A 22,710-nucleotide genomic window follows, 5' to 3' on the forward strand; every position below is an offset into this window, starting at 1 on the left:
AAGATCATGAAAAAAAGTGTTATATACATTTTAGCAGCGGCAGCAAGCTTGTGTTTACCAGCCTGTAAAAAGTTTCTGAACGTACAACCCATTGATAAACTAACAGGGAATAACTTTTACCAATCGAAAGATGACGTTGTGGCCAATATTTATGATATGTCAAGAACATTTTTTGGCAAGATCAATGAAACGCATTTTATTGGTGCTACGGGCGAATACCGTTCGGGAGAGGTTTTATCTGAACCTCAGGCAGATAATGGGCCGGCACGGGCATATGTAGAGGTGTTAGGCCGGAATGACCTGCTTGGGCTTATCAACGGAAATCCGCCCTGGAATTTTTACAATTTTTATCGCATCACCGACTGGACAGGTTATTACCAGGTAATACAAAGTGCCAACATCCTCATCTCGAAACTGGAAGCAGGTGTGCCCGGCGTATCAGACAGCGAAAAAAAGCAGTTTGAGGGCGAAGCGGCTTTTATACGCGGGCTTGCATACTTCTTTATGGTAAGGCTTTATGGCGACGTACCTTATTATACCGATGCTTACCATTCAACAGCTTTACCGCGCGAAAACATGGTATCTGTTTTAAACAAGTGTATCGCTGACCTTAAAAAATATAAGGACGGTTTGCCTTGGACTTATTCTGACCCGGCTTTAAAAGGGGTACGTGCAAGCCGGGGCAGCGTTATCGCGCTTATCATGAACATGAACATGTGGAATGCCGGTTTCGACAAACCCAATGCAACCAAGTACTACCAGGAAACTGCCGATTATGGGCAGGAACTGATTAAGAGCAATGCTTACAGGCTGCTACCCATCAATGAATGGGCTACGGTTATCAAAGGCCGGTCGGACGAGAGTTTGTTTGAGTTTTATCGCAGTATAAACTATGGCGATCAGAACACCAATGTTGCCCCTATTGGCGATATGTTTCTGCATTATCCATATAAAAGGCCGGAATATACGCACCGTATAAGCTTCGCCTATTTCAGGGCCGAGTATATGCAGAAACTATATTCGGGTACGGCTGACAAGCGCGCTACAACCTGGTTTAACTCAGACATCTACGCCGATAACGGAAAGTTCATGATGCTCAAATTTGCTCAAAACTCATTTGCAACCGGCGAAGAGGACGCCAATCCTGACAACACCTTCATGATATTCAGGTACGCAGGTGAAATACTGCTCTGCGCGGAAGCACTGGCCGAACTTGGTCAGGATGACCAGGCTATTGCATTGGTGAATAAAGTGAGGGACAGGGCCGAAGCTTCGCGCTATACCGGTGGCGGCGGACAAGACCTTAAGGATTTTATTTTCCTGGAGAGATCGCGGGAACTGATGGGCGAGGGGCACCATTACTTTGACCTGGTGCGTACCCGCAGGATTATGAACAGCGAGTGGTCATATAACGTATTGACGCTGGACAAATTTAACCGCGGTGCCTGGACATGGCCAATCAGTAGCAGCGCGTTGGCCAATAACCCATTTATGTCACTAAACATGTATTGGGTTAACGGAGGTAATTAACCTATTCCTAAAAAGTAATGATAAGAAATATGAAAAATATAATTATTGTTTTTGCCGGGTTTTTACTGGTGCTTACCGGCTGTAAACGCGATGAGTATTATAAAGACGGAGGTAAAGCTAAGGCCGATTACCCTGCCGATATGCTTCAATACCTGCAGGATAAAGCAGTACCGTTTGATACCATTGCCCAGATCGTAAAACTGGCCGGTATGGAAGAAACATTCCGTAAAAGTGATTTTACCTTTTTTGCACCAGACGATGATGTTATAAAAAGAACGATAGGTGATTACAAAACCAGGGGCTCTTTAAATCAATTTTTGTACGAGGCCGGTCGTGATACCGTGAAAAAGCTGTCGGACATCGACTCTGCCATATGGAAAAAATATCTGCAACGGTATATGTTCAAGGGGATCAACCGGCTTAAAGATTATCCGCAAATAGATTTTAACCTGCAAAATCAGTATCCCGGAGCGCTTTATTATTCATACAGCGGCGATGTGGTGAACATTGGTGTGATATATGACGACGCGAATAACATCAAATACATTGGTCCGCGTACATTGGTAATCAGTTATATCTATGACATCAATAATGCGCAAAACGTGGTTTTCGGGAATAAGGTTTCATCGTCTGATATCAAACCTACGAACGGGATAGTACATACCCTGCAATATGACGGAGCCTATTTTGGGTTTAACCGGTACGACTTTTATGAGGAAATATACTTTGCAGGCCTTCACCATTCTGAGTAAAACATTATTAACAATATTCTTTCAATGATAATAAATTGAATATGAGAAGATTTAACTATATCATCACGTTTATCCTGCTGGTGCTCATAATAGCAGCTTGCAAAAAGGATAAAACAGTTTATTCTGACCCCTACGGGGAAGGAAAGCCACCGTTGGGGGTAATCCTTAGCCGTGACGCAATACCTGCACCGGCAAATGGGACGGTTGGTACCGAGGTAACATTCAAAGCCACCGGACTTATTCCTTATAAAGGCAAAATAAAGTTCATGTTTAATGGCGAACCCGGTCAGGTTACCGAGGTAACAGAATCAACTATTAAGGTAAAAGTTCCACCATTTGGCAGCACAGGTATTACGTCAATAGCAATTGACGATCAGTTAGTACTTGGGCCGCTATTTAAGGTATCCGGATTAATTAATATCGATCCTTCTTTCCGGGCAACTGCCGGAGCAAATGGCAATGTAAACCAGGTGTATCCTCTTGCCGATGGCCGGAACCTGGTGCTGGGTTGGTTTACCAATTATGATAATAAAGGGATCATTACCCCGCTTAACCGCATTGTAAGAACATCGGCTGATGGTGAATTTGACCGCACTTTCCGCACGGGTAAGGCAGCAAACGGATCATTATCGAGAGTAATAGAACTCGGCGGAAAATATGTGATAGCCGGAGGATTTAGCGGCTACAATCAGCGCACAGAAAACATCAGTAATATTACCACATTAAATGTTGATGGCAGTATTGATACTATTGGCGTAAAAACCTACAGGCGCCCATCCCAAACAGATACAACCAAATATTTTCCGAAGTTTAACGGCGGTACTAACGACTATATATCTAAAATATACAAGCATCAGAACAAAATACTGGCAACAGGGAGTTTCAGATATTATGTAAGACGGGTTTATACCGAACATAATCATGATTTTACCCGCGATACGGTGATTCTTGACAGTACGGAGATCCGGCAAATAGCCCGTTTTAACCTGGATGGAACACTTGACAAAACCTATCGTTTTAACATAGCGACAAACAAAGGCCTGCCTTCGGCAAATGGCCCTGTTGACTCGTACATGCATACCGACGCTGATCAACTGGAAAAACTGGTGTTGTTTGGAAGTTTTACCACGTTTGACCAAAAAACAGCGGGCCGGCTGGTTCGTTTGAGCCCCAATGGCACCATTGATGATTCATTTAAAACCGGAACAGGTACCGATAATAGCATCTCATCTTTAACGTACAATCCTGTAACCAAAAAATACCTGATAACAGGGATCTTCAGAACATACGATGGCAAACCGGCCGTCAGCATGGCGCTGGTTAACCTGGATGGTAGTCTTGATCAAACTTTCGTAGCTAAAACATTTGAGGGAGGCTATCCTGGTTTTGCCCGCCAGCTTAATGATGGACTGGTAGTAGTTAGCGGCAGCTTTAAAAAGTATAATAACGTTACCCGCAATGGTTTCATGGTACTAAATACCAAAGGTGAACTTGCCGGGAATTACAATACTACCGGACCATTTTCGGGTACATTGTCTGATATCATTGAAACCAAATCGACTGATGGTAAGCGGGCATTATTGCTGATTGGTGGTTTTGACCGTTTTGATAACATTCAGGTTAGCAATATTATACGCGTTACCATCGAATAAATTTTAATTGAACTTATAATCTATAAAGAAATGCAGAACAGGAAAAAATACAAACAGATCATTTTTTCAATTATTTGTGCATTGGCTGTCGCGACAATATCATGTAATAAGGATTTTGTACGTACGCTGCCCGATAAAAATTATACTGATACGGCCAAAGCAACATCCGGCGAACGTAAGGTTTTGTACCTGATTGTTGACGGGGCACGGGGCTCATCAGTAAATAGCGCCAATGTGCCTAATATTAAAGCATTACTGCCCAGTTCAATTTACAGTTGGGTTGCATTGAGCGATCCGGACTCGCCCCGCGATGTAAGCAACTGGGCCAATATGCTAACCGGCGTAAAAAAAGAAAAGCACAAGATCTTGTCGGATGATTTTGCCGGCAATAACCTGGCCACTTATCCTGTGTTTTTTGAAAGGATAAAAGAAGAAAGACCAAATGCCAAAATCGTTTCTTTTTCTTCCTCGGCTATTTTTAAAAATAAGTTAACACAGGGTGCTGCCGTAAGCGAGTTGTATAGTACTGATGAGCAAATTAAAACGGCTGTAGTTAATGACCTGAATACCGACACGGCACAATTGATAGTTGGCCATTTTAATGATATTAAAGAAGCAGGTGCCAAATACGGATTCGACAATTCATCGTCGCAGTACAAAGCTTCTATCGAAAAATTTGACGGTTATGTAGGTGAGATTGTTAATGCCCTGAAAAAAAGGAAAAATTATGCCAATGAAGATTGGCTGGTAGTGATTGCGTCGAGCGGTGGTGGTAAATTCAATATCCCGGTTACCGAGAACGATAATACAGTTTTCAGTAACACCGCCGCCAATACATTTACTATCTATTACAATCCAAAATATAAACAAAGAATAATAGGTAAACCATTTACCGGCAACAGGTATTTGGGGCGCACAGTACGTTTGAAAGATACGGGGGTGAGAGCCGAGATAGATACAGCTGATATCTTTAACATCGATGATACTACCAAGTTCACCATCGAGCTAAAAGTTAAGAAGAATGAGGATAAATTCTTTTGGCCAAGTATCCTGGGTAAAAGACCCGAGTGGTCAGCAGGTCACCCGGGAGTTGGCTGGGTAATTTACCTCGAAGACGCGTACTGGTATTTTGAATACCGGGGCACTAAGGATGGTGATTATCATCAATGCCGTGGCGGCGACCTTCAAAAAGGCAGATGGCAAAACCTTTCGGTTAAATGTGAGATACGCGCAGGCAAGCGATATATCAGAACCTACACCGACGGGGTTTTCAATAATGAATTGGAGATAACTGCATCGGGAAGTTTAAGCAACCACAGCCCGTTGAAGTTGGGCTATTTAAACGGTAACGGGCATGGTACACCTGATGTGTATGTAACCGACATCAGATTTTTCAAGGTCGACGTACCCGATGCCGTGATTGGAAATTATGCCTGCGAAACATCCATTAGCGAAGGTCATCCTTATTATACCTTTTTGGCAGCATACTGGCCGGGCACAGATGGCCAGGGCGACAAGATCAGGGATATTGGCCCGCAAGCCCGCGACTTTCAATTAAAAGGCCCTTACCAATGGGAAGATTTTAATGATCTGATCTGCCCGCCGCCGGCAGGGGCACTGGCCATATTTGTTCCGCAAACGGCAGATATCCCGGCACAAATAATAAACTGGTTCAGAATACCTAACAGGCAGGCCTGGGGGCTTGATGGCCGCGTTTGGCTTGACCAGTAAAAAGCTAACCATTATAAACTAAATTATTTGATGATGAAAAAATACAGATATATCTTGTTTATCGGGTTAATTGTCCTGATAGCGGGAGCCTGCAAGCAAAATGATCTTGATGAACTGAAGCCAATTCAAAACACCGACAGAAACGTTTCCGGCGCAGGAGCCAATACTGGTGATGCAACTGCCGGTAACGAAATAGTTAAAGTTCCATTTAAAATATCCTTATCAGGACCGGCAACCAAAGCATTCCAGGTAGGTATAACATTTAATAATGATACGGTAACCAAACTGGTAGCAAATGGCACCCTTAAAAATACGGTAATATTACCTGCCGGTGCAATTGATTATCCCGGCGTAATCAACGTAGCATTTGGGTCAGATACCGCCACTGCCGTTGCCAGCGTCAGGTTATCGGCCATTGAGGCTAATTATGGTAAAAACGTAGCTTTTGCATTTAAACTTACCGATCCCGGCAAGGGCAATCAAATCAAAGGATCGCAATCAAATATCCTGGTGGTGCTTGATACCAAAAAGCTTATTAAAGAAAGTGATATTCATTATGTGTCGCTTTTGAATGGCGGTGGCATTATGGATGTTGATTATCAAAAAAACTATACAACATCACCGGCAGGTATTACTATTCCATTAACCATAAACCTGGCAGGTGTACCAGCCGGTGCGTTTAATGTTCATGTAAAATTAAACATGGATACCATTACAACTTTGGTAAGTAAAAAAGTGCTGCCTGATAACACTATAGCACTTAACCCCGATCAATTTTCTATTGATACCCTGATTAGGGTAAATTCCAACGCCAGTACAGCGGTGGTGCGCTTATCAATAGGATGGCCTGTTTTTGATGCCAATATAGTTGCCAATAAACGTTTTGGTTTTGTGGTGAGTTTGGTTAATCCGTCAAAACACATCTTGCATCCAACAAAAAGCAACTTGATCGTTTTGGTGGAGCCAGAGGTTAACCTTGATAATAACTCTTACATCACCGGAAACGGAACAGGCTTAAAAGCGGAGTACTTTTCAAACAACCAACTGCTTGATTTTGATGGCAGAAAGCCAGATCTTATACAAATAGAACCTACTATTGATTGGCCTAATGACGGGGTTTGGCAAGCCGCTATACCAAGTATAAGCCATGATAATTTCTCCACCAGGTGGACTGGCGAGTTCCTTGCACCCGTTCGGGGTGAATACGTGTTCTGGCAGAACGAATGGGACGACGGATCAAGATTATATATAGACGGCAAGGCCATTATTAATGATTTCACTACCGAGTGGGATAAGGATAGCCGTACTGCTAAAATTTTCTTGGAACGCGGTAAACGCTATAAAATAGAAGCCGATCATCGCGAAAACGTGGGTGGCCAGCGAGCCCGTTTAACTTTTGAAGTTCCGTCGGCCGGCATCAATGGCAGAAGAATAGTACCACAAAGCCAGTTATTCCCCGCCCCTTAAGCCAGCTACGCTAATTGATCAATGAAAATTAAGGACATGAAAAAAACATTGCATATTATCTCGGTATTTTCAACAGTAGTCCTGTTGTTTGCCGGGTGTAAAAAAGACAAGCCAGCACCCCAACCCGAACCGGATGAGCCCAAACCCATCGCAGGTTTCACAGTAGCCCGGACAGATAGCGTTGATTTTTTAAGCTATCAGTTCACCAGTACATCCATCAATTATAAAGATATCCTGTGGCAATTTGGCGACGATAGCACATCGGCAGAAAAAGCACCGAAGCACAGGTATGCCTTTGATGGCTTATATCACGTAACATTAACGGCCAGAAATTCACAGGGGTACTCAGCTGCCCGGGAAATAATATTGAACGTTGCCGACCCTAATTTTGACCGCACCAAGGTTGGTGAAAGTTACTTTGCTACCATAGGCGGTACATTGACGGTATCACGCGACAATGGGGGCGGCCCAAATGCAAACGAGGGGTCATTAAAAGTGGTTGACGGCGATCCGAATACCAAGTTTTTCCAATCGGGGTTCTCCGGCGACCTGGTGATGAAATATGAGCTTAAAACACCTGCCGTTGCAGGAGCATATACTATGACATCGGCAAATGACTCACCCGATCGTGACCCAAAAGGATGGATCCTCCAGGGTTCTGAGGACGGTATACGCTGGATAAACCTGCACAGCAAGAACAACGAAGTTTTTGCCAACCGCTTTCAGCGCATCCTATATCACTTTAATAACAATGTGGCTTATAAGTTTTATAGGATAAGCATTAAGACTAATAATGGCAGTCGTGACTTCCAGATGGCTGAGTGGACGGTTAATAAAAAGCAGCCGTAAAATTGGTTGTTTGTAAGAATGATCCATGGAATGTTCGATCTGATGTTATGTAAGTTCATTCGCCCGGTCAACAGTTTTTAAGGAATAAGGCCCGGGAGTGTAGTATCCGGGCTTATTTCTTAGGTATTCGGTCATATAAAGTGTAATAGCATAACTTATCCGACAATTATCAGCACTTATGCTAAGTTGCTTTTACTAATTGTATCACCAGCCGGTAAATCAATTTAGAAAAAAATCCAGGTGTCGTTCATTGCCAGGAATGTAGCATTTGCCGAAAAAAAGAACTACTTGGTCGATATTTTTTCCTTATAGGTGACTTTTCATGCTATTTGCCTAAAAAAAAACATGAAAACCATCATTTGTAATCTCCCGGCATGGCTAAAAGTATTTCTTTATTTTGTTTTGCTTACCGCCGCCAGGTTCGTCGCAGACGCTGTTCCCGCGTTAAATGATCTGTCCTTTTATATGGCCGTTTCATTGCTAATAAGCTGGCTGTTGCTATGGGCAGAAGGGAAAACACTAAAGACGCTAAATTTTATTCCGGTGTGTAGCAGTAATTGGCTTCAGTTACTATGCGGAACCGTGGGCGGCATTTTAATGTTAATCGTCACGGCGATGATAACCGTTTATCTCACCGGCGACAAATGGCATTTCAACTCGTCGCCTGACATCATGTTCCTGCTGATGTGCTTTTTGGCAAACCTGTGGTCGGTGTTTGTGCAGGAATTTGCTTTTCGCGGATATCCTTTCCAGACGCTGAACAGTCACTATGGAGCCTGGAAAGCACAGCTCATCATTGCGATACCTTTTGGTTTGATGCATGTAAACAGTACAATGGACATGCAAACTATTTTGATGGCTATGTTGACGACAGGGTTGGGATCGGTTTTGTTCGGGATGGCTTATCTATATACCCGCAACTTAGCGCTGCCAATAGGTTTGCACGTGGGATGGAACTATGCTCAGGCGTTGATCCCCCGAACAGCAGGCGCTGCAGGGAGGACGATTATCACGGTGGATGGTGATCCTAAACATTATAGTTCGCTATACATAATCGGCCCATATTTGGGTGTTGTCTTATGTACAATGGCAGTCTTGTGGTTACTTAAACAAAGAATGAGGATAAGCACGGTACCCTTAACTTCATCTCCTCAATCCATTTAGCACCATGAAGGTTATCTTGCAAACTTTACTGTTCTACGTTTTGACAGTATGCGTATTTATCTTATCCGATCTTTGGGCTAAAGGTTTGGGAGAGAAATATGCCTCGCATATCGCAATGGCAACCGCCGCGCTTTTTACCTTTTTATTGGTGATCATATTTTGCAGGCTGCGGGCCATACCGCTAACCGAAGCAGGTACTGTTCCTTACAACGGAAGCCCGGGCCGTATAATTACCGGATTTCTCGCCGGGCTGCTGATGTCATGCCTGCAACCGGGCATACTGATGATTATGGGTTACGTGAAGCTTCAATTTAACGCCTTTGATCCGCATGTTATCGGTCTGCATATGCTGCTTTTTACGTTGATCTCTTGCCGCGAAGAACTTGTGTTCAGGTCTTATGCTTTACGTAGTCTTGCTGACCGCTTCGGAGCAGGCTCAGCGCAATTGTTTATTGCCGCCTTGTTTGTTTTTGAGCACATCTGGGGAGGAATGAACTGGTGGATGGCGTTGATCGGCTCAGGAACCGGGGCCTTGCTATTTGGCTATGCGGCTCTTAAAAGTAAAGGAATTGGACTCCCGCTTGGCCTGCATACAGCGTGGAATATGGGACAGTGGTGCTGGGGAGGCAAAGGTGATGCTGGCATCTTTACCCAAAGGATCGCGGCGGGCAGGGAAGCGTTATCTGAAGTTATAGGCTTGTCCGTTTTTGTCGGTGCCGCGTTATTTGCCGGTTTGGCCATCGCTTATTATTATAAACGATCGGTTCAATCACGATAGCATAATTGATCTTTTGTTGCCGGGCAACCCTGCTCGTTGCCTTAAAATACCTCTTTGTCGATTTATGTTGTGTAATTGACAAAGATAAGCCAACTTTAAATAACAATGTTTCAAAGCTTTGCTCTATACACCTCCCGGCCCGGGTACCGCAAAATGGTGCACCTTTTATTCTGGCTTGTACTGCTTATAGTTAGGCTATACCTCACGCTGATTACCTTCAACGTTTATAGCGGCTTATCTTTTAGTATTGTTTTCCTGCTGGACCTAAACAGCACTTTGCTTATCGCGGCTGTATTTTATCTGATGACAGGTCCGCTATGGAAGCTATTGCAGCGTAGGCAATATTTTTACTTTACTTTCTCCTTTTTTGGTTTGTTATGCGGCTACACATTGATCGAGGCGGTAGCGGAGCAGGCTTTGCTCAGGACCTGTTCCGGCTGCTTGCTCAGTTTGCAGAAAGGTCAGCCGCAATATTTTGCCCTGGTACAATCCGGTCTCATTAACATTGTGCTGAAGCGCCTGCTTAGCCTGGGCACCCCATTTGGCCTTTTGCTGACGCTGAGTATTCCGTTATGCCTGAAACTGGCGGTTAACGCCTGGCGATCGCAACTAAAAGCTTTACAGCTTGCAAAAGACAACCTGGAACTGGAATTTAACTTTCTGAAAGCGCAGCTCAATCCACACTTCTTATTCAATTCGATGAATAACATTTACGGCTTGATACTGCAAGGTGACCAGGAACGGTCTGCCGGATTGGTCGCTCGCTTGTCTGAGATGCTGCGCTATATGCTTTATGAATCCAATGAAGCGTTTATGCCTTTGCAAAGCGAGATCAAGCTGATACAAAATTACATAGAGCTGGAAAAAGTGCGCCTGAATGATACCGGGGTCATAGTAAACATCGCTGTGGATTCCATAACATATGAAATACCGCCGCTTTTACTCATGCCGCTGGTTGAAAACGCGTTCAAGTTTTCTCCTGATGAACCGGGAGCCCGTATTCATTTCTTTCTGGATGTCACTGACGGCCGTTTGCGTTTTACATCTGACAATGTAGTGGACCATCGGGAACGGATGCAGCAAAACGGAGGTATAGGGCTGGGTAACCTTAAAAAACGTTTAGAAATGTATTACCCCGGCAAGTATTGGTACGAAGATAATTTTGCTGACGGTGTTTATAACACCATCTTATCTATTGAGCTGACATGAAAAAACTGAGTTGCCTCATCGTTGAAGATGAACCCATTGCAAGAAGTATATTGGAAACGTATATCGAACGCCTGCCGGAAATTGCTTTGATAAAAAGCTGCCGCAATGCGAATGAGGCTTACGAGGCGCTTTATGAACATGCTGTCGATCTGATTTTCCTGGACATCAAAATGCCCGTAATTACCGGAATAGAGTTTTTTCGTTCATTACCTAATCCGCCGCTGGTTATTTTTACCACTGCTTATTCCAGTTATGCTGTCGAGGGTTTTGAACTGAATTCTGTGGACTATCTGATGAAGCCGATCACTTTTGAACGGTTTAACCAGGCTGTGCGGCGGGCGCAGGAGCGGTTGGTCTCGCATCAACCAGAATTGGATCCGCCGCCGTATATCTTTCTCAGGCAGGATACCCGCCTGGTAAAAGTGAATTTTGATGAGATCAGTTATGTGCAGGCGGAACGTGACTTTTGCTCTGTTTATCTGTGTAACGGTAAACGGCTACTTGCAGGTATGCATCTGAAAATCCTGGAAGAAAGATTGCCGGCTAAACGATTTATGCGGGTACATCGTTCCTATATCATTAATCTGGACAAGATCACCAGTATTAAAGGTAATGTAATAGAATTCGGAACTACGGAAGTTCCGATAGGGAACAGTTATAGGGAGCTGGTATTTAAAGTATTGCGGTTATCATAAAGCATTTTGGTTATATAAACTTATTTTAAGCTAAATTCAAAAAATCCTCTCTGTGGCTAATTTTACCACAGAGAGGATTAGGCCTCAACCTCAATTGGGCATATTTGCTGCGTCCATATAAACAATCTCCCATTGGTGTCCATCCGGATCTGCAAAGCTGTGCTGGTACATCCAGCCGTAATCTTGAGGTTCGGCATAAATGGAGCCTCCAAGCCCGGTTGCTTTTGTTATGGTTTGCTGCACTTCCTCGCGCGAGGCTGCATCAAGCGCCAGCAATACTTCAGTTGCCAGGTGTGCGTCGCTTACTTCTTTTTTGGTGAAGGTTTTAAAATAGCTTTCTACAAGCATCATTACATAAATATGCTCGCTTACCACCATGCAGGCCGCCTTGTCGTCGGTAAATTGTGGGTTAAAGCTGTAGCCAAGACCGCTGAAAAATGCCTTTGACCGCTCCAGGTCTTTAACATGCAGGTTGATGAAAATTTTTGTTGCCATGATTTTAAATTTTTTAATTGTTATTGATGGCACAAAGTTGCGGCAACCATTTTTTTTAAAAATTTACATATGTTGAGAAAAGCGAAAAATCTTCACTTATTCGCAAAAAATATCCGGCTTAGCTGCGTAGGGGTAATGCCGAGATAGGCGGCAATGTGCTGTTTCTTTAGCCTTTTCACTAAACCAGGATATTTGCGGAGGAAATTATCGTAATTGGTTTTAGCCGATTCATATCGCAACGACACTTCATAAGGTTCCTTTTCAATTATCCAATGCTGTTCCATGTAGCGGATATAAAAAGCGGCAATATCGGGATAAATGGTAACGAGTTTCTTAAATTCCATAAAATTGTATTCGAGCACATCGGTATCCTCAAGGGCTTTTATGGTAAAATTACCCGCCGACTGTGTGAGCGTTGCTGTCATGGAACCGGCAATCCGGTTTTCGGGGAAGAAATATTTAACCACCATGTCGCCGTTTTCGGCAGCGTAGTATTGATACATTAATCCATTCACAACAAAAGCCACTTTTTTAGGTACCTGGCCTTCGGTAACAAAATAATCGCCCTTGTTATAGGTATTTTCGCGGAGCAAAGCCGCCCATGCCGCTTCGGCCTGCGGTGAGAGTTCAGCGTACGTTTTTATTTTTTGGAAGAAAGCATCGTGGCTCATTGGCTAAAGATATGAATCTTATTTGCCGTTGCGATGAAGATATGTGAAGATATCAAACTGCTCAAATGCGGTTCTATAACTAATTGAACATTTAATAGGGATAAAAATTACAGGATATTTGGAAAGAAAGGTGACCGTTATAATCGTCAAATTGAAGCCTGCCTGTATAAGAACGTTCCTGAAAGTGTTTATAAGGAACTGAAGTCCTCACGGGTGAAAGGCCGCTATCTGCACTTTTTCGTAAAGAATAAATATGAGTTTGAGCAAATATCAACGGGCTAAATCACCAAACGAAAGGTCAGGTTTACCCTCGCCTTCATTAACTTGTTAGACTTGGCAATCCGGTGTTCCCAATACTCCTGCAATCCTGATTTCATCAACAGGAATGAACCATGCCCGAGCCTGACGGAGTAATGTTCTTTGTGATTAACTTTATTGCGAATATCAAAACTGCGTACCTGCCCGAGGCTTACCGAAACAATAATTGGCTGACTGCCCATAATGCTTTCTTTGTCACTATGCCAGGTTACGGAATCATTTCCATCACGATAGTAGTTCAGTAATACGCTATTGAAGGTAATACCCGCTAAAGGTTCTACCATGCCCCGGATAGTTTGCAGTTCCGGTGTCCAGGGAAGTGTTCCTGCGATCCGGTCGGTGTCTCCATACCAGCAGGTGAGCCTCGGTGTCAGGTATTCCTTATCCCAAAGTTTTTGTGTTGTTTGTTTCCAGGGTGTTTCCCTGATCAGTTTTTCTAACAGCCAGTCACCCGTTGCCGGATCAATTAAACCGGGCTGGTATTCCAGCAAATCCTTAGGTAATCCTTTACTTTGCCCGGTTTCGGCAAATAATGTCAATTGTTCCATCACTAAATCCGTTCCACATAAGTTGTTATAAAATGGGCCAATTGTTCCTGCTCTTCTGGTTGCAGTACATCGCCGTCGTATATCCAGTAGCCCTTCGCGTCAAATAAAATACGGCCCATGTAAACGGGCGGCTGATCATAAGCCGTATAGATCTCATAGCATTGTACAGCGTGCTTTTGCGCTGTATCCGGTACAATTTTCACCACTTCCCGTGAACCACCGCGGTATTTAAGCCAGGCTTTAGCCTCGCTTTTTAAATACGTTTTGACCAACAATTCCTGCATTTGAAATTTTTTCTCAAAGATATATAAAATACTAATATTTTTAGCATTAAATTTGTACTCCCTATTTGGTACAAACACGATGGAAACGGTACACGACCGAAAAGCGCTGATTAACAGTCTGCAAAAGAATATTTTGCAATGGGAGGGCTATAGGCCGCCGCCTGCAGGTACGCAGGGATTGGTAGGCTTGGGGGCAGTGGAAACGGCTTTCCCCAACGGCGTTTTTCCTTTAGGTGCAGTGCATGAACTGGTTTGCAGTACCACCGAACAGGCTACTGCTTCCAGCGGATTGATTAGCGGCCTGCTCTCGGTGTTTATGCAAAATGGCGGGGCCTGTTTATGGATCAGCCTCACCGGAAACATCTTCCCACCGGCGTTAAGCGGCTTTGGTATAGAACCCAGCCGTTTGATCTTTATCCGGGTGACCAAAGATCAGGAAGCCTTATGGGTGATGGAAGAAGCGCTGAAATGCGCAGGGCTTGCCGCGGTTGTGGCAGAAGCGCGGGAGCTGGATTTTAAACAATCGCGCAGGCTTCAGCTGGCTGTTGAGCAAAGTCATGTTACCGGGTTTGTGCTGCGTAATGCCGTTAAAAAGATCGGTTCAACGGCTTGCGCTGCCCGGTGGCAGGTGAACCCTTTGCCGAGCGAGCCGGTTGACGATTTGCCTGGTCTTGGTTTTCCGCGCTGGGAGGTAGAACTATTACGTGTCCGTAACGGGCATCCGGGTACCTGGATCATAGAATGGGCAGAAGGTAAATTCAAACAGGTAGAAAAAGAGCAAACAGCTAAACCATTTAAACGGAAAGCGGGGTGAGTTATGCAGCACAGGTATATGGCTATTTGGTTTCGTCACCTGGTGACAGACTGGCTGACACTCCGGCAGCCGGAATTAAAAGATCAGCCCTTTGTGCTGGTTGTGCCCGAACATAACCGTATGATCGTCAGGGCAGCTAATCCCGAAGCCGAAGCACAAGGTGTTCGTACAGGAATGCCGGCAGCAGATGCCAAAGCGATTACCACCAATTTACAGGTTATTGATTTTCCGTTAGGTCAGGAAAGTAAGCTGCTCCGGCATTTGGGTTTGTGGTGCATTCGCTATACACCGGTTGTGGCTATTGACCTGCCCGATGGTTTGACCCTTGATATTTCCGGCTGTGCACATCTATGGGGTGATGAAAAAGGATATTTAAAAACCATTGTACTTAAATTAAGGGGTATGGGCTACGATGCACGGGCCGCTATTGCCGATACTGTTGGCGCAGCCTGGGCTATTGCCCGGTATGGTAAGATCAGGCCCATTATTGAAAGCGGCGGGCAAGCGGAGGCCATTGCCGGTCTTTCTCCGGCCGCCCTCCGGTTGGAACCGGAAATACTGGACAAACTGTATAAACTCGGCTTCCGGTATGTTAAAAATTTTATGATCATGCCGCGTACTGTGCTGCGCAGGCGTTTTGGTGAAGGCTTTTTGTTAAGGCTTGCCCAGGCTTTGGGTACTACTGATGAATACCTGACCCCGATTATCCCGCCCGTACCTTATGTTGAGCGGCTACCCTGCCTGGAGCCGGTACGAACGGATAAAGCCATAGAAATTGGCATTGAAAAACTATTGCAAGGCCTATGTAGCCGCTTGCAAGCTGAAGGAAAAGGTGTGCGTAAGGCCGTGCTGAAATGTTTCCGGATTGACGGCAAAATGGTACAAGCGGGGATAACGACCACGCGCGGCTCACATAGTGTTTCCCATTTATTCAAGCTCTTTGGTTTACAGATCAGCAAGATTGAACCTGCTTTGGGTATTGAGCTGTTTCTGCTGGAAGCACAAAAAGTGGAAGATATCGACCCCTTGCAGGAAAAGCTATGGATAGGAGATCCGGGCTTGCAGGATACCGCACTGGCTGAGCTGCTTGACCGGATTGCCGGAAAGATCGGCCCCGAAAGAATTATGCGCTACCTGCCTGCCGAGCATTACTGGCCCGAACGTTCCATCCGGCCCGCTCTTTCACTCAAAGATATCTCGCTGGCCGGCTGGCGGGCTGACAAGCCAAGACCAATACGCTTGCTCAGCAAACCGGAAGCCATTGAAGTTATGGCTTTATTGCCGGATTATCCGCCAAAAATATTTATCTATAAGGGTAAGCGCCATGTTGTGGATAAAGCAGACGGCCCGGAACGTATTGAACGGGAATGGTGGCTGGACAAAGGTGAGCACCGCGACTATTATATGGTGGAGGATGAGCATGGGGGCCGTTATTGGCTGTTCCGTTCGGGGCATTATGATAGCGGAGGTGCCCAATGGTATTTACACGGATTTTTTGCCTGATGATGAAATACGCGGAATTATATTGTACCTCCAATTTCAGCTTCCTGCGCGGTGGATCTCACCCGGAGGAACTGGTTGAGCAGGCAGTGGTTCATGGTTATACGGCCATAGCGGTTACCGACCGGAATAGCCTGGCCGGTATTGTCCGGGCGCATATTGCCGCAAAAAAACTGCCAGTACAATTTATTCCTGCTTGTCGCCTGGACTTACTGGATGGGCCGGGACTGCTGGCTTATCCTACTGATCTTGCTGCTTACGGCCGGCTTTCGGCCTTGCTCACCAGGGGTAATCTGCGCGCTGAAAAAGGTGAATGCCATTTATATAAAGCAGATGTTTATGAACACCGGGAAGGTATCCTGTTTATCATCATTCCGCCCGATGAGCTCAACGCGCGGTTTGATTTTGCAGATGAGTTTAAAACAGCAGTAGCAGAATATAAACAAGCTTTCGGGAATGCCTTATACATGGCTGCCCTACGTTCTTACAGTGGCGATGATGCCAAACGGCTGCACAGGTTGGCCGGCATGGGTATACCTTTGGTTGCTGCCGGTGATGTGCATTATCATGAACCGAACAGGAGGGAACTACAGGATGTATTGACCTGTATCCGGGAGAAATGCACTATCCATAACGCAGGGTACCGGCTGCATCAGAATGCGGAACGCTACCTGAAACCTATTGAAGAAATACACCGGATCTTCAGGCAATATCCGGAAGCCATTGAAAATGCGCTTGCTATTGCCGAAGCCTGTACTTTTTCGCTGGACGAATTAAAATACATTGAGCCGGAAGAAAAGATCTTTGACGGATTAACGCCACAGGAAAGGTTAAAAAAATACACATGGGAAGGTGCACATGAACGTTATGGTGAGCATATACCGCCTAAAATAGGTAAGCAGATAGATTTTGAACTGGCCTTTATCGAAAAGCGCAGGTTGGCGCCTTATTTTCTCCGCGTATATAAATACACCCGGAAAGCAGAGGAACTCGAAATCTTGCACCAGGGCAGGGGTTCTGCGGCCAACTCAACGGTATGTTATTGTTTGCGCATTACGGCGGTCGACCCGATGAAGTCACGTTTGCTTTTTTCCCGTTTTATGTCAGATGCACGCGAGGAATGGCCTGATATCGATGTTGATTTCGAGCATGAACGCCGCGAGGAAATCATCCAGTATATTTATGAGGATTATGGCCGGGAACACGCGGCTATTGTAGCTACCGTTACGCAGGAGCGGCATAAAGGAGCAATTCGGGATGTGGGCAAAGCGATGGGCTTATCTGAAGATACGATTAAACGTATCGGTGGTACGATATGGGATTTCAGTGAAGAAGGTTTTGACGAAAAGCGCTTGCAGGAACAGGGGCTTAACCCGGGCGATCCATTGATATACAAAGTACTGGAGCTGACGACACTGCTGATGGGTTTCCCGCGGCAGTTGGGACAGCATACCGGCGGCTTTGTTATTACCGATAACAAACTATCCGACCTGTGCCCTGTGCTCAATGCCCGCATGGAGAACCGAACCCAACTGGAATGGAACAAAGATGACCTGGAAGCGTTGGGCATTTTGAAAGTGGATGTTTTAGGATTGGGTATGCTGACCATGATCCGCAAAGCATTTGACCTGATAAAACAACATTATGGCCGAAAGCTTACCTTAGCCAATATCCCGCAGGACGACCCCAAAGTTTATGAAATGATAGGTCATGCGGATACACTTGGGGTATTCCAGATTGAGAGCCGGGCGCAAATGTCTATGCTGCCAAGACTGAGGCCCCAATGTTTTTATGACCTCGTGATCGAGGTGGCTATCGTGCGGCCCGGTCCAATACAGGGTGATATGGTGCATCCTTATCTGCGCAGGCGTAATGGCGAAGAACAGGTAGTGTATCCATCAACGGAACTGGAAGATATTTTAGGCCGGACTTTAGGTGTTCCGCTTTTTCAGGAACAAGCGATGGAGATCGCTATTATTGCCGCAGGCTTTACACCGGCGGAGGCTGATGAACTGCGCCGGAGCATGGCGACTTTTAAGGCGAATGGCAAGTTATACCTGTACGAAAAGAAACTGGTGGAGGGTATGGTGGCGCGTGGTTATGAGGAAGATTTTTCGAGGCGGGTGTTTAAGCAGTTACAAGGTTTTGAGGGTTATGGTTTCCCCGAAAGCCATGCCGCTTCTTTTGCGTTGCTGGTTTATATATCTTCCTGGCTGAAATATTATTATCCGGATGCTTTTGCCGCCGCTTTGCTCAATAGCCAGCCGATGGGCTTTTATCAGCCCGCTGAGATCGTGGATGATGCGCGCGGGCATGGCGTTTTTGTTCGTGGAGTGGATATTAACTACTCGACCTGGGATCATTCGCTGGAAGAACAGGCCGGAAAATATAAGATATTACGCTTAGGTTTCCGGTTGGTGAAAGGTTTAAAAGAAGAAGAAATGAATATCCTGGTTGAGAATGCACCTTATCAACATATTATCGATTTGTCAAATGTCGGGATTTCGCAGGCAGCTTTGGAGAAACTGGCTGATGCGGATGCATTCCGCTCTATCGGCCTCGACCGCAGGCAGGCGCTTTGGGAAGTAGCCGCTTTAGGTGACCGCCCCGTGGCCTTGCTGGAAAGTTTGCCTTCGGCCAGCGCAGGTGAGCAAATTGAATTACCGCTAATGACCGCGGGTGAGCACGTGGTACAGGATTTCGCTTCTACCGGCTTATCCATTAAAGCGCACCCGGTAAGTTTTGTGCGGGAAGATTTGAACCAGCTGCAGGTTATGCCGCTCAACCGGATCCAATCGTTGAAGAATGGCGAAAAAATTCGTGTTGCCGGAATGATCACCGTGCGGCAGCGACCGGGGACGGCCAAAGGCGTGGTATTCGTAACCATCAAAGATGAAACCGGCTTTGCCAATCTTGTGGTTTGGGGTAAGTTTTTTGACAAATACCGCAAAGAGATCGTTCAGTCGCAACTGCTCCTGGTAGATGGGCATTTACAGGTTGAGGGCGAAGTGATCCATGTGGTGGTACGCCGCTGTTATAATCTCAATTCTTTATTGGGAAAATTGACGGCTGTACCTAATGAACAGCCGTCTTTGCTGAGCCTGTCGAGAGGGGATGAAACCTCAATGCCTTCACCTGATCCGCGAAATATCCCCAATAAGAGCGCCTTTCATAAGGGCCGGAATTTTCATTGATGAAGAGCGCATCATTAATAAGGCTTTTAATACACTCAAAAGCAATTATAATTGTCTTACTGTGCCTGTAAAAGGGATATGGTAAGGTTTATCTGATCAAAGGAATTGCAATACCAATTGCTCCCATTCCTCTTCCAAAGAAAGGTTGGGGCGTACTTGCCGCGCTTTGTTATACCAGTAATCAGCATTTCCAATATCACCTTCTTTACGGTGCAAATAGGCATGTACCCACGCCGATGCCTGATCTGTCAGATGATCAACCTGTGCATGTGCCTGATGCCAGTCGCCTTTACCATCAAACCAAAGGCTTTTTAGCTGTGCAGAGAGTCCGTTAACAGGTTGTTCCAAATTTAATGATGCTTTAAATTCTGTTAAAGTTGTCATTGGTATTAGTTTTTTACAATAAGCGTAATTGGTACATCGGACTTTTATCAATACATAGTTCGATTTGTTACCGGCATCAATTATTACTGTATTGGTAAATATCCTGTTTTAATTGGAAATTAATGGGGACATATTATTTAATTAAACATAGGCCGGTTTACAATTTCTGATGTAAAAGTATAAACAATGTATTACGGTGTTGTGCAATACCGCGATTTTTGTTTGGCAGAAAAAAAGAAAAGCAGTGCAACTAAAATCTTAATGCCGGCGTCTTATGGTTATTAAAGCCTGATCATATGTTAAAAAACTACTTAAAGATTACCTGGCGTAACCTCTTACGTCAAAAAACATTCTCCCTGATCAATATCCTCGGATTGACCATCGGCATGGCCAGCGCTGCGCTGATTTTGTTATGGATCCAGAATGAGGTTAGCTATGATCAGTTCCATGAAAAACGGGATCGGCTTTATTCTGTATATAACCGCTCTAAATTTGACGGTAAATTATGGAGCTGGGAAACCACGCCTAAAATCATGGGTAAGGTGATGAAAGCGGAACTGCCGCAACTGGAAAAAGTAGCCAGGGTAACTGATGCCAGTTTTTTGTTTAGCATTGGCGATAAACGTTTGACTGCAACAGGCGATTTTACTGATCCGGATTTTCTTTCCATGTTCAGTTTTCCATTAATCAATGGAGACCCCAAAACCGCTTTGAACGATCTTCATAGCATAGTTATCACTGAAAAGTTTTCAAAGAAACTTTTCGGAGAGGAAAATGCACTCGGCAAAACAGTTAAAATAGATAGTAACGCTTATTTTAAAGTTACGGGTGTGATGAAAAATCTCCCGAATAATACCCGGTTTGATTTTGAATACCTGATTCCCTGGTCGTATCTAAAAAAGATAGGGCAGGATGATGAATACTGGGGCAATAACTCCATTCAAACATTTGTTCTTTTAAAACCAGGCGTAACGGAAGCTCATGCTGATGCCGCTGTGCTGAACTTTACCAAGAACCATTCCGATACCAAGGATATTCAGCAGTTTTTGCACCCCGCAACCAAATGGCACCTATATTCGCAGTTTAAGGATGGGGTGATAGTTGGTGGGAGAATTGAACGTGTCAGGGTATTTTCACTGATCGCTGTACTGATCCTCGTTATTGCTTGTATAAATTTCATGAATTTAAGTACGGCCAGGAGCGAGACACGTGCAAGGGAAGTAGGCATCCGTAAAACTGTAGGCGCATTAAGGGGCTCGTTAATCTGGCAGTTTTTAGGTGAATCTGTTTTGATTGCACTCATTGCCGGTGTTTTTGCCATCGTCATCGTACAGATCAGTATGTCGGGTTTCAACCAGCTTACCCAAAAGCAATTATATGTACCATATAGTAATCCCTATTTTTGGCTCACCGCAATTGGATTTATACTGGTTACCGGTGTTATTTCGGGAAGTTACCCTGCATTGTACCTGTCGTCATTTAAGCCTGTAGCTGTACTGAAAGGTACTTTTAAGGCGGCAAATGCTTTGGTTACACCGCGTAAATTGCTGGTGGTCATTCAGTTTACTTTTGCGGTGGTATTAATCATTTGTACCATCATTATCCGCCAGCAATTACAATATGCCCAGGACAGGGATACGGGGTATAAGAAAGATAACCTTGTTTACACATTTATGTCCGGCGAGATCGCGAAGCACTATCAATCCATCAGAAATGAATTGCTTTCCAGTGGTGCAGCAACTTCGGTGTCCAGAACAAATTCGCCCATAACCCAGCGATACAGCGATAGCTGGGGTTTTAACTGGCCAGGTTCACAGCCCAAGAACAAGGTTGATTTTATTATTTACACTTCGGACGGAAACCTTATTAAAACCATGGGCCTTAAGCTTGTTGCAGGCAGGGATATTGACCCGGTAAACTATCCGACGGATTCGACAGCCATGCTGGTAAATGAGGCTTCGGTAAAGATCATGAACCTGAAAGATCCTGTTGGTAAATTAGTTACCCAGGGCGAGGGTAAAGACATCAAAACCTGGCATATTGTTGGAGTTATCAAAGACTTTATTATCAGTTCGCCTTATGAACCTGTACAACATATGCTGATTGAAGGCCCCAGTTCCTGGTTCAATATCATTCACTACAAGCTTAATAACGCTAATTCGACAAAAGAAAACCTGCGCCGCGCTGAAGCTGTATTTAAGAAATACAACCCGGATTACCCGTTTGAATATAGTTTTGTTGATCAGGAGTACGCCAAGAAGTTTGGCGATGAGCAGCGCATCGGGACTTTGGCCAGCCTGTTTGCCGGATTGACAATCGTTATATCCTGTCTCGGACTTTTTGGCCTGGCGGCTTACATGGCGCAAAACCGCATCAAAGAAATTGGTATCAGAAAAGTGCTTGGCGCATCGGTTGCCAGCGTGACCACACTGCTTTCCAGGGATTTTCTGAAGCTGGTCGTAATCTCATTTTGCATCGCTGCGCCAATAGCGTGGTATTTAATGTTCCAATGGTTGAAAGGATACAGTTACCGGATTTCTATTAATATCTGGGTATTTGTAATCGCCGCCGCGCTGACATTGCTGATTTCTGTTTTGACAGTAAGCTACCAGGCAATCAAGGCTGCATTAACAAATCCGGTGAAAAGTTTGAAAGGGGAATAATACCTTCATTAC

General features: G+C 44.8%; 20 protein-coding genes. 15 read left to right on the forward strand and 5 right to left on the reverse strand.

The window, feature by feature from the left end; genetic code table 11:
- The first annotated feature begins 6 nt into the window (after positions 1-6).
- The 10 genes from ACEN82_RS08990 to ACEN82_RS09035 all read left to right on the forward strand — a co-directional run bounded on the left by ACEN82_RS08990 (position 7) and on the right by ACEN82_RS09035 (position 11,827).
- Entirely contained in the window at positions 7-1,530 is a 1,524-nt protein-coding gene (locus tag ACEN82_RS08990) for a RagB/SusD family nutrient uptake outer membrane protein (RefSeq protein ID WP_413318730.1), read from the forward strand.
- A 29-nt stretch (positions 1,531-1,559) separates the two neighbouring features.
- On the forward strand, positions 1,560-2,282 hold the full coding sequence (locus ACEN82_RS08995) for a fasciclin domain-containing protein (RefSeq protein ID WP_167516112.1): 723 nt from the start codon (positions 1,560-1,562) through the stop codon (positions 2,280-2,282).
- Between the two features lie 41 nt (positions 2,283-2,323).
- Positions 2,324-3,934 carry a DUF5008 domain-containing protein gene (locus tag ACEN82_RS09000; protein ID WP_413318728.1) on the forward strand — a complete coding sequence of 537 codons (1,611 nt, stop codon included), beginning with the start codon at positions 2,324-2,326 and terminating at the stop codon, positions 3,932-3,934.
- 30 nt (positions 3,935-3,964) lie between these two features.
- Complete coding sequence (locus ACEN82_RS09005) at positions 3,965-5,665, forward strand: alkaline phosphatase family protein (protein ID WP_413318726.1); 1,701 nt, start codon at positions 3,965-3,967, stop codon at positions 5,663-5,665.
- Between the two features lie 33 nt (positions 5,666-5,698).
- Positions 5,699-7,132 carry a PA14 domain-containing protein gene (locus tag ACEN82_RS09010; protein WP_413318724.1) on the forward strand — a complete coding sequence of 478 codons (1,434 nt, stop codon included), beginning with the start codon at positions 5,699-5,701 and terminating at the stop codon, positions 7,130-7,132.
- A gap of 36 nt (positions 7,133-7,168) precedes the next feature.
- Positions 7,169-7,981: a PKD domain-containing protein gene (locus ACEN82_RS09015; protein WP_413318722.1), complete on the forward strand. Its 813-nt coding sequence runs from the start codon at positions 7,169-7,171 to the stop codon at positions 7,979-7,981.
- Between the two features lie 345 nt (positions 7,982-8,326).
- The gene (locus tag ACEN82_RS09020; RefSeq protein ID WP_188832489.1) at positions 8,327-9,145 is read left to right on the forward strand and encodes a CPBP family intramembrane glutamic endopeptidase; all 819 of its coding nucleotides are present in this window, start codon (positions 8,327-8,329) and stop codon (positions 9,143-9,145) included.
- Between the two features lie 4 nt (positions 9,146-9,149).
- Positions 9,150-9,923 (forward strand): CPBP family intramembrane glutamic endopeptidase, encoded by a 774-nt coding sequence (locus tag ACEN82_RS09025; RefSeq protein ID WP_413318720.1) that lies wholly within the window; start codon positions 9,150-9,152, stop codon positions 9,921-9,923.
- 105 nt (positions 9,924-10,028) lie between these two features.
- A complete protein-coding gene (locus tag ACEN82_RS09030) occupies positions 10,029-11,132 on the forward strand; it encodes a sensor histidine kinase (protein WP_413318718.1) in 1,104 nt (367 codons plus the stop codon).
- Positions 11,129-11,827 (forward strand): LytR/AlgR family response regulator transcription factor, encoded by a 699-nt coding sequence (locus ACEN82_RS09035; RefSeq protein WP_274988242.1) that lies wholly within the window; start codon positions 11,129-11,131, stop codon positions 11,825-11,827. Before ACEN82_RS09030 ends, ACEN82_RS09035 begins: the two co-directional genes overlap by 4 nt.
- Before the next feature lie 90 nt (positions 11,828-11,917).
- Here ACEN82_RS09035 and ACEN82_RS09040 read toward each other — a convergent pair whose 3' ends face one another.
- Positions 11,918-12,322, reverse strand: coding sequence for a VOC family protein (locus tag ACEN82_RS09040; protein ID WP_413318716.1), 405 nt, complete (start codon positions 12,320-12,322; stop codon positions 11,918-11,920).
- A gap of 92 nt (positions 12,323-12,414) precedes the next feature.
- Entirely contained in the window at positions 12,415-12,993 is a 579-nt protein-coding gene (locus ACEN82_RS09045) for a Crp/Fnr family transcriptional regulator (RefSeq protein WP_090527466.1), read from the reverse strand.
- Between the two features lie 162 nt (positions 12,994-13,155).
- Between ACEN82_RS09045 and ACEN82_RS09050 the strand changes: the two genes are divergently transcribed.
- Entirely contained in the window at positions 13,156-13,275 is a 120-nt protein-coding gene (locus tag ACEN82_RS09050) for a KTSC domain-containing protein (RefSeq protein WP_495644144.1), read from the forward strand.
- Here ACEN82_RS09050 and ACEN82_RS09055 read toward each other — a convergent pair.
- Entirely contained in the window at positions 13,272-13,859 is a 588-nt protein-coding gene (locus ACEN82_RS09055) for an alpha-ketoglutarate-dependent dioxygenase AlkB family protein (RefSeq protein ID WP_188832485.1), read from the reverse strand. The genes ACEN82_RS09050 and ACEN82_RS09055 overlap by 4 nt on opposite strands.
- Before the next feature lie 2 nt (positions 13,860-13,861).
- Complete coding sequence (locus ACEN82_RS09060; RefSeq protein ID WP_413318713.1) at positions 13,862-14,143, reverse strand: hypothetical protein; 282 nt, start codon at positions 14,141-14,143, stop codon at positions 13,862-13,864.
- A gap of 79 nt (positions 14,144-14,222) precedes the next feature.
- Between ACEN82_RS09060 and ACEN82_RS09065 the strand changes: the two genes are divergently transcribed.
- From ACEN82_RS09065 to ACEN82_RS09075, 3 genes are read left to right on the forward strand one after another with little or no spacing between them, the layout of a single operon-like run.
- On the forward strand, positions 14,223-14,957 hold the full coding sequence (locus ACEN82_RS09065; RefSeq protein ID WP_090527476.1) for an ImuA family protein: 735 nt from the start codon (positions 14,223-14,225) through the stop codon (positions 14,955-14,957).
- 18 nt (positions 14,958-14,975) lie between these two features.
- The gene (locus tag ACEN82_RS09070; RefSeq protein WP_413318711.1) at positions 14,976-16,460 is read left to right on the forward strand and encodes a Y-family DNA polymerase; all 1,485 of its coding nucleotides are present in this window, start codon (positions 14,976-14,978) and stop codon (positions 16,458-16,460) included.
- Complete coding sequence (locus tag ACEN82_RS09075) at positions 16,460-19,651, forward strand: error-prone DNA polymerase (protein WP_495644101.1); 3,192 nt, start codon at positions 16,460-16,462, stop codon at positions 19,649-19,651. Before ACEN82_RS09070 ends, ACEN82_RS09075 begins: the two co-directional genes overlap by 1 nt.
- 96 nt (positions 19,652-19,747) lie before the next feature.
- Here ACEN82_RS09075 and ACEN82_RS09080 read toward each other — a convergent pair whose 3' ends face one another.
- Positions 19,748-20,035, reverse strand: a complete 288-nt coding sequence (locus ACEN82_RS09080) for a hypothetical protein (protein WP_413318709.1) — start codon at positions 20,033-20,035, stop codon at positions 19,748-19,750.
- A 296-nt stretch (positions 20,036-20,331) separates the two neighbouring features.
- Between ACEN82_RS09080 and ACEN82_RS09085 the strand changes: the two genes are divergently transcribed.
- Complete coding sequence (locus tag ACEN82_RS09085) at positions 20,332-22,698, forward strand: ABC transporter permease (protein WP_413318707.1); 2,367 nt, start codon at positions 20,332-20,334, stop codon at positions 22,696-22,698.
- Positions 22,699-22,710: the final 12 nt, after the last annotated feature.

The organism is Mucilaginibacter sp. Mucisp73 (assembly GCF_059491465.1).